At 67.4% G+C, this 2,193-nt stretch carries 5 protein-coding genes; 3 read left to right on the plus strand and 2 right to left on the minus strand.

Annotated elements, in window-relative coordinates; all coding sequences use genetic code 11:
• Positions 1-232: hypothetical protein (locus tag ABZ624_RS42775; protein WP_360101116.1), on the minus strand; the 232-nt coding region annotated here is incomplete at its 3' end.
• A 1-nt stretch (position 233) separates the two neighbouring features.
• On the opposite strand from ABZ624_RS42775, the gene ABZ624_RS42780 reads away from it, so the two are divergent.
• The 3 genes from ABZ624_RS42780 (at position 234) to ABZ624_RS42790 (ending at position 1,667) form a co-directional block, all read left to right on the plus strand.
• The gene (locus ABZ624_RS42780; protein WP_360101119.1) at positions 234-713 is read left to right on the plus strand and encodes a NucA/NucB deoxyribonuclease domain-containing protein; all 480 of its coding nucleotides are present in this window, start codon (positions 234-236) and stop codon (positions 711-713) included.
• A gap of 89 nt (positions 714-802) precedes the next feature.
• Positions 803-1,333, plus strand: coding sequence for a hypothetical protein (locus ABZ624_RS42785; protein WP_360101122.1), 531 nt, complete (start codon positions 803-805; stop codon positions 1,331-1,333).
• Between the two features lie 184 nt (positions 1,334-1,517).
• Positions 1,518-1,667: a hypothetical protein gene (locus ABZ624_RS42790; protein ID WP_360101125.1), complete on the plus strand. Its 150-nt coding sequence runs from the start codon at positions 1,518-1,520 to the stop codon at positions 1,665-1,667.
• Between the two features lie 317 nt (positions 1,668-1,984).
• Here ABZ624_RS42790 and ABZ624_RS42795 read toward each other — a convergent pair.
• Positions 1,985-2,193: hypothetical protein (locus tag ABZ624_RS42795; RefSeq protein WP_360101128.1), on the minus strand; the 209-nt coding region annotated here is incomplete at its 5' end.

The following is a 2,193-nucleotide window of genomic DNA, read 5'->3' on the forward strand; positions in this document are numbered from 1 at the left end:
GGTCGAAGGCGTTCCCGTACAGTCTGCACTTCACCCGGAACAGCGTGTCCGGCGCCGCCGCTGGTGCGGTGATCTCGGGCAGTGCTTCCGCGAGCAACGCGACGACGCGCGGGAACATCCCGTCGCAGCCGATCGGTGCGAGCGGAAGGGCGTCGGCGAACTTCACCTTCACGAGCAAGGTCGGCAGGGGGAAGATCCTTGCGAGCGGAGCGACACCGAAGTGGATCTTCACGGTGCCGGGTGCGACGCCGAGCAACCCGGTGTCGTTCCCGGCTCCGGTGGTGCGCTGCGACAACGCGCTGAAGGGCTACCCGAGGTCGTACGGGTGCGTCTTCCCGCAGTCGAGGAACGTGATCCAGTACTCGCTGTCCGGGTACGTGAAGGAGGTCGCGAAGCACATCAAGGACGCGCAGGCGTCCGGGCTTCCCGGGGCGTACGGCGGCCGGACGGTGCTACAGCGGCTGTATGACGACACGCAGATCCGGCGGAACCGGCGCACGTCGTGCCCGGACAGCCTTCCGCGTCCGGCCGGGAAGTCGTGTGACGAGTACGCGTTCGCGAGCACCTACCAGGGCGGTGCGCTGCTGGGCAGGTTCAGCCGCCGCATGGTGAACGAGACGCAGAACACGGACGCCGGTCGGGACCTGAACAGGTTCTACACGGTCAACCGGATCTTGAACAAGGACCCGTTCCAGGTCGCGATCGTTCGCTGACCCGACGACGCTGAGGCCGGCCCCCCGCGTCCGCGTGGGGGGCCGGTACGTTTGTCACGCCTTCTGCCGACGATTCGAGGATGCCTGCGATGCAGCAAGAGATGACGCTCCACGCCGCTTACGCGCACTACTGGATCACGGGGAGCGAGCCCGAGCCGGGAGAGGTTCCGAGGGGGGCGGGGCGGCAGCGGGAGAACGGGCGGGCGGCGGTGCTGGAAGCCAGCGAGGAGCATCCGGGGCTCGTGATCAGGACGGGTGTGCAGCACGGTGACATTCCGGCCGTGGTGCGGGTCCACAAGAGCGAACCGATGCTGGACGGGGAGGGCTGGGACGAGATCGTGGAGGGTGATCTTCAGGCGGAGTCGTACGTTCAGCTGAGCAACCTGGACGGGCAGTTGCAGGAGTTCGATCTGCCGTCGCCGGGTTACGGCGATGAGTGCAATTGGCGGGTGAGGCTGTCCGTGAAGGGCGCTGACGACTCTCTGTCGGTGGCGTACGGGGAGGACGGGCACGAGCTGACGGAGCGGCACCGCATCGACATGTGGCCGGCGCCGGCGGGTGGGTTGCGCTGGCTGAGGGAGGATGCTCGGGGCTTCCGTAAGCCGCAGTCGCGCGCCTGATCACGCCGCTGCTTTGCGCTGGTGCCTGCCGCCCCGCAAGCCTTCCTGCCCTCTATCTTCACGAGGTCCCGCTCGATCAACCACACCGGCGGCGACGTCGCCGGCGAACCCGGCTCCGGCTGACGAGGCCCAGCGGGTGGGTCTGCGCGAGGCCCACGTACACCACCTGCCTGGCATCAGCCTTATGGCGCTGTGCTGCGCCCGCGCCAACGACCCGACCTTCCCCGGCTCGGTCGACAAGCGCGGAACCGAGCTCCTCTACCGCGTTGCCGACCTGAAGTGCTGGGTACGCAACCGGCCCCGCGCCGCCTCTGGCACCACCGACCTCGACTGATCACCAATCTCCGCTCGGACGTGCGGCACGCCACTATGCGGTTGGCTGGAGGCAACAAGACGAGCGTGCAAAGGAAGTCCCCATGTTTTGGAGCCTTTTGGATAGCACCGCGGTCGAATGGCCGGTCCCAGCGGACGATACCTGCGCGGCAAGAGGAGCAGAGTTTCCATTCACAAGCTGTCCACCGGACGCGCGCGACATGGCAGTACGGGCCTCAGGTCGTCCGCGGCGTGCAGCACGTCGGAGCTGAGTGGATTCACCCGTCAGGTGGGCCGGATCAGCTTCAGTCTTCCGGTGATCGGGTAGGAGGCCATGCGTCAACCGGTCTGCCGCGCAGCAGCATCTGCGGCGCGTGCCTCTTCGTGGCGGATCTCGGCTGCCGCCCGCTTCCCCGTCTGCCGGAGCAGCCCGATCGGGTCGGGACTACTTATCGCGTTTACGCTCACTACGACGGTGCCCACGCGAATCAGTTCCGTAGCCCATGGCTGGGCCTTGCCGCCGCCATTCAGTCTCCACGACTCCTGGA

It is taken from the genome of Streptomyces sp. NPDC007205 (assembly GCF_040634095.1).
In the GTDB taxonomy this organism is placed as follows: Bacteria; Actinomycetota; Actinomycetes; order Streptomycetales; family Streptomycetaceae; genus Streptomyces.

Bases quoted from the DNA above. Each gene is read 5' to 3' on its own strand.
- ABZ624_RS42785 (WP_360101122.1), top strand. From the start codon at position 803: ATGCAGCAAGAGATGACGCTCCACGCCGCTTACGCGCACTACTGGATC.
- ABZ624_RS42790 (WP_360101125.1), top strand. From the start codon at position 1,518: ATGGCGCTGTGCTGCGCCCGCGCCAACGACCCGACCTTCCCCGGCTCG.